3 protein-coding genes are annotated in these 6,057 nt (G+C 45.9%); 2 read left to right on the top strand and 1 reads right to left on the bottom strand.

Going from position 1 to position 6,057, the window contains the following annotated elements:
• Positions 1 to 811: 811 nt before the first annotated feature.
• Together C3B73_RS11965 and C3B73_RS11960 are read left to right on the top strand one after the other, a co-directional pair.
• On the top strand, positions 812 to 1,384 hold the full coding sequence (locus C3B73_RS11965) for an outer membrane protein (protein ID WP_103665852.1): 573 nt from the start codon (positions 812 to 814) through the stop codon (positions 1,382 to 1,384).
• 795 nt (positions 1,385 to 2,179) lie between these two features.
• Entirely contained in the window at positions 2,180 to 4,432 is a 2,253-nt protein-coding gene (locus C3B73_RS11960) for a RelA/SpoT family protein (RefSeq protein ID WP_103665851.1), read from the top strand.
• Between the two features lie 356 nt (positions 4,433 to 4,788).
• On the opposite strand, the gene C3B73_RS11955 is transcribed toward C3B73_RS11960, so the two are convergent.
• On the bottom strand, positions 4,789 to 5,820 hold the full coding sequence (locus tag C3B73_RS11955; protein WP_103664590.1) for an IS110 family RNA-guided transposase: 1,032 nt from the start codon (positions 5,818 to 5,820) through the stop codon (positions 4,789 to 4,791).
• Positions 5,821 to 6,057 lie beyond the last annotated feature (237 nt).

Raw genomic sequence — 6,057 nt, 5'->3', positions numbered from 1 at the left:
AAAGATCCGGGTATTCCCGAAATCAATATCCCAAATAGATCGATCAGCTTACCACAGCCTATGCTTCGCTGAAGGTCTCGAATGACAATTCTTGGAGTCCAAAATCTAATATCTCCACATCTACAAAACACAAGAGTTGTCACCCCGAGTCGCATTGGAGCTGAATACCGATTTAGGTTGGTTACCGCGAGGGGTCTCAAACCTGGCATTAGCTCCGATTTGGGCTTAGAAAAGCATCTCCATCTTTCGGCTCACGTCAATTTGGCTTCGAGGTATATTTCCAAAAGAGCCAGGTAATGGAAATCTGGATTAATCTCTGACTTGAAAAAATTCTCCCTTAGAAGGGAGAGGCGAAAATCAGTTTACTGATTTTACCGAGGGATGTGAGTGCGGGTCTGAAGGCAACCAAGCCAAACCCACCCCCTTACATCCTCCGTCCGGCTTCGTATTCACTCAGCCCGGCACCTCCTTCGAAGGAGGAATTTCATGTAATTTATTGTAGTACTTATTCCTTAAGTCTATAAACCCGGTCATTGCGAGGCGCCCTGTGGTATAATGTAGGTTTAGAAAAGTGAACAACGAAGCAATCTCCCGAAATCGATCTCCCAAATAAATCAGGCAGATTGCCACGGCCTTTGCTTCGCTGAAGGCCTCGCAATGACTTGGTTTTAAAAAAGAACAAAGTCTGATTCGAAGGCCTAACACCTAACACCTGGAACCTTGTACCTAAAATCTTACACCTATTTCCCACTAAACACTATCCTAACTCTTTTGTAACTTTGGTTCAACCATAAATAAACGGAGAGTATCTATGAGACGAATTTTACCACTGATATTGATCATGACGGCGATGTTTTCAGCCACCACCTTAGCACAGTTTGAGATCGGGGCATCCTATGAGCTGCGTGAAGAAGATCCTAAAAATGGATTCGGCATTCGCATTCAAAAAGGCATTCTGTCTCAGCTGCCCATCGTGAATCTGGGTATTCGGCTGCACGGAAGTTATTACAGTGATGAGAATAGCGTGACTGAAAATGGGATCAGCTATTCCGAGGATCTGACCAACTATGAGCTGGGAGTATCCGCTATTGGTGGCGTTTCGCTGGGATTGCTTGAACCGTATGTGGGATTAGGCCTGGGAACCAATAACTATGAGCAGGCGATTTCCGATGTACAAAATGATCCAGGTAACGTAGGTCCGACCAGCGCCGATGAAAGCAGTTTGTTCTGGAATATGATGGCCGGTGCAAAGGTATCCATCGTTCCTAAGATCAAACCCTTTGTGGAGTACCGATATACATCCTATGATCTGGAGAATCCAAGTCTGCAGGATGTAAAAGACAGCAGCGGTATCATCGCCTTTGGTGTTTCAATCAGTTTTTAATGGAAAGATTGTTGTTCAATAAGCGGATGTGAATGTCATATCCGCTTTTTTTACATATCATCCTGACATGATAGTTTAGTATTATATTGTTGTCATCCCTGCCTCGCCGGCAGGCAGGCTGAGCACATTTATTGTAGAATCAGGAATGACTGTTAACCGCGAAGGACTGAATCCGACTGCCGGCGTGATCTTAAAGCCTGCATGACATATGATGTAGAAATTAAGATTGAGACTCTTCGCGTAAAGCAGAGGAGTTCGTGATCAATAAGTATCCGCTCAGAGTGACAACGGTGGTTGCGGTTGGTAGGGTTATGGCCCTAACACGATTGTTCAGTTACACAAGGCTGTCATCCTGAGCGCATGTAGTGCTGGATTAGGAATGATTGCTGACCGCGAAGGATCTCAAAGCCCGGATGACTTAGGATGTAGAAACTAAGATTGAGACTCTTCGCGTTGAGCTGAGGAGTTCGTGGTTATTAAGTAACCGCTCAGAGTGACAACAGTGATTGCGGTTGTTAGGATAATGGTCCTGATACGATGATCTAGTGCTATATTGTTGTCATCCTGAGCGCATTTATTGCAGTATTAGGCACTGTTGCTGACCGCGAAGGATCTCAATGCCCGGATGACTTATGATGTAGAAATTAAGATTGAGACTCTTCGTGTTGAGTTGAAGAGGTCAATGCCACAGCATAACCGCTCAGAGTGACAACGGAATACTTATTTCACTGAATTCACTATACATAATGTTTTAGACTTAGTTAATACCTACTTTTAAGGGTAGAAAAAAAGTATATGAGCCGAGTTGCCTCCATAGATAAATATGACCTTGAGGGTTACACCCTCGATAAAGTTCAGGCTGATGACCTGCAGAACCTGATCGAAGTGTGTCAGGAGCACATTCAGGATGTAGATGTGGAGGCCATTACCAAGGCGTTCAAGCTTTGCTACCTTTCTCATAAAGAAACATCCCGTGCTTCCGGTGAGCCGTACTATTACCACCCGGTGGAAGTGGCCAAGATCGTAGCCAGTGAGATCAATATTGATGATGTGTCTGTGATCGCATCCCTGCTGCATGATACGGTAGAGGATACCGACGTGAACCTGGATGACATCCGATATTGGTTCGGGGAAGAGGTGGCGGTGATCATTGACGGGGTGACCAAGATCACAGGTGTTTTTAAAAGTCGTGACAGCAAGCAGGCAGAAGCTTTTATGAAGCTGCTTCTGACCATGGCCGAGGACATTCGCGTGGTGCTCATCAAGTTTGCGGATCGGCTGCATAATATGCGAACCATTCAGCACCTCAAGCGGGAAAAGCAGGTGAAGATCGCTTCTGAAACCATGGATCTGTATGCACCACTGGCTCATCGGTTTGGATTGTTCCGCATCAAGAATGAACTTGAGGATCTTTGTTTTAAAGCCATCGATCCCACATCCTATAAATTTGTAGCACGTAAGCTTCGGGAGAAAAAAGAGGACCGCGAAGAATTCATCAATGAATTCATGGAGCCGATCAAGAAAGAACTAGGTAGGATGCAGTTCAAGTTTGAGATCAAAGGTCGGCCCAAGCATATTTTTTCTATCTACCGGAAGATGCAGCGGCAGCAAAAGCCTTTTGAGGAGATCTACGACCTGTTTGCCATTCGCATTATTCTGGAGGATCCGCATACCAAGGAGGATTGCTGGCGCGTGTATTCCATCATCACCGATTGGTACACGCCCATTCCTGAACGTTTTCGTGATTTTATTTCGGTTCCAAAAAATAATGGATATCAGTCGCTTCATACTACGGTGATCACCAACCGGGGACGTAAGGTGGAGGTGCAGATCCGAACCCGCCGTATGGACGACATTGCTGAAAAAGGCCTGGCGGCTCACTGGAAATATAAGGAGGGAGCTCAGCAGGGTTCCGATACCCTCGATAAATTTGTAAACTGGGTTCGGGATGTTCTGGATAATCCTCGCCCCGATGCAGCTACGGATTTCGTTAAAGATTTTCAGCTGAATCTGTATAAGGATGAGATCTATGTGTTCACCCCAAACGGGGAGCTGAAGACCCTGCCAAGAAATGCGACCCCAATTGATTTTGCCTTTGAGATCCACAGTGAGATCGGAGAGCGAGCGATGGCGGCGAAGGTTAACGGAAAGATGGTGCCACTCCGGCAAACTTTGCATAACGGGGATCAGGTGGAGATCATCACGAGTAATAAGATCAATCTGAATCCGGATTGGATCGATGATGTTGTGACCCATAAGGCGAAGTCGCGCATCCGGCAGTTCATCAAGCAGAAGCAGCGTAAGGTGGCTGAGGAAGGTCGCGAGATCTGGGACAAACGCGCGAAGAAGGGAAGTATCGAGATCTCAGAACAGGAGCTCAATAAATTCGCCAAGCGATTCAATTATGAGTCCACCCAGGAACTGTTCTTTGATATCGGATCCGGTGTTTTTGAGGTAAATGATCTGTTTATGGCGGTCAAGAAATATAAAAGTACCGGTCGCTTTGAGGATAATGAAGGTGAGGACGCTGAATCCAAGCAGGTCACCGAAGGTGAAATTCAGGATAAATATCTGAGTGAGGCTCGTTCATATGGGGATGGGAAGTCGCTGTACATCAACGGTGAGCTGAGTAACATCAAATATTCCTATGCCAACTGCTGTAATCCCATTCCCGGTGACGATGTGATCGGTTTTATCAGTCGCACCGGCGATATTAAGATCCACCGTGCGATGTGTAATAATGCTCAGCATTTACTGAAGACCGAGGCCGAACGCATCGTGGACGTTAGCTGGGCCAAGAATCTGGATACCAAATTCCTTGGAGCCATCAAGGTCATTGGGGGTGATCGCGTGGGGATGATCAACGATATCACGGATGTGCTGTCCAAATCACTGGAGACAAACATGAAGAGCATTAACGTCAATAGCGACAGCGGCATGTTTGAGGGAATCATAACCCTGTACGTAGATGACATCGACCACCTTGAACGCATCATGAAGCGCCTCGAAAAGATCGAAGGCGTGAAGAATGTTCTGCGGTATGAATAGGCGGGATGGGAATCTCGAACATTGGAGTGGCTCTTTTCTTGAATACGCCCAATAGTTGTCATCCAGAGCGCCCACTCAGTTATATTCGATATGTTGTTGAACGCGATGGATCTCAAGGGTTAAATGGCATTCCAAATATGACATTGAGTTCCCCTGCCTACCGTCAGGCAGGCCTTACACAGGGGAGAAGACGTCGTGTTGATAAATTAGATCGTTAATTCCGCAGGAGCTTTGGTAAGTGTATCGCTATGAACCGGGATTTTAGGGATTAAGGAAGATTATCAGGATGTTATTTAATACAATTCCAAACCATGCAAAACCCGGTCATTGCGAATACTATGACTAAATCAAGTGGATTAGGCTGATTTTTTGTATTTCTTGATCATTTTCTGAATGTGTTTTGGATCATATTCTGCCCGGTTATTCCACATGGCACAGTACAGACGAATCAGTTTATTGATGATGTTGTTGATAGCAACTAATTCATGCTTGCCTTCATTAATTTTCTTCTCGTAATATTGGTGATAGTGTGGTTTGTGGTTGGCTACACTGCGGGCTGCCTGATGCATTAATCGCCGCAATTCGGAGTTTCCGTACCCGGTGGATCGATCCGGGCTTTTGACCGAGCTTCCGGAGCTTCGCCCGTGTGGGGCAAAGCCAAATCGAGAAGATATTTTCCGGGGATTGAGTTGGTCTTTCCCAGCAAACATGCACAACCAAAATCGTGCAATGACCGGACCGATACCGGGAGCTGTTCGCAAGGTTTGATGGCGCCTGCACAGAATTGGGTCCTGACGGATCAGCTCATCCATGGTGTATTCCAGCTGCTCGATATGCTGGGTGAGAAGTTCTACCTGTTGGTTCCACATCTTGGTTAATTGGCTCATGTCCGCATCATGAAACTCAGCCTCGCCAAGCTTACTCTTGAGGGCTGCTCGTCGATCCACCATCTTCCGTCTTTCGGCCTGAAGCCGTTTTAATTGTGCTTGCGTGGGTTTTGGAGCCTCTGCCAGCTGTAATCGGTCATTAAATCGAGCTCCATATTCTGCCAGTTGGCTGGCGTCAAATTCATCCGTTTTACGGTGATGTTCCCAGCTAACTTTTTCCAGGGCCGTTGTCTTTACCACCGCATGAGGCCAACCAGTCCGTGTACTCCATCGTAACAAGTGCTCCCCATAGCGTCCGGTGTGTTCACTAATAAGTATCGTCTGTGATTGAGTTACTTCGTGATCTTCCATCCACTCGGCTAAGTTGTGGAACCCTTCCTGAGTGTTAGGCACCTGCAACATATTTCTATCGCCGGTTTGGCGATCAAATAAAGAGATATCCAGGGTGTGTTTAGAAATGTCAATACCTACGATAAAGCGCCATTTAATTGTAATTTCCATAGCTATTTACCTATTTTAATTAAGATTGAATAGCTGCCGAGTAGTTATCTTCCCGCCTCTTTTAAAAAGGTATACTTTCCATACTATATGGGTTTAGATAACTACCTGCCATGACAGGCTTTGATTCGCAATAAGGGTTTTACCCGGAGGAGCGCAAGAGATTGCCTGCCATGGTTCGGTAGCTTTATTTTGTTAGTAGCTAACCAACAAAATATTTCCTAAGAAGTCTAAAAGAGG

The sequence above is a fragment of the Gracilimonas amylolytica genome (assembly GCF_002911695.1).
In the GTDB taxonomy this organism is placed as follows: domain Bacteria; phylum Bacteroidota; class Rhodothermia; order Balneolales; family Balneolaceae; genus Gracilimonas; species Gracilimonas amylolytica.
This window is presented reverse-complemented; position numbering and strand designations above follow the sequence as displayed.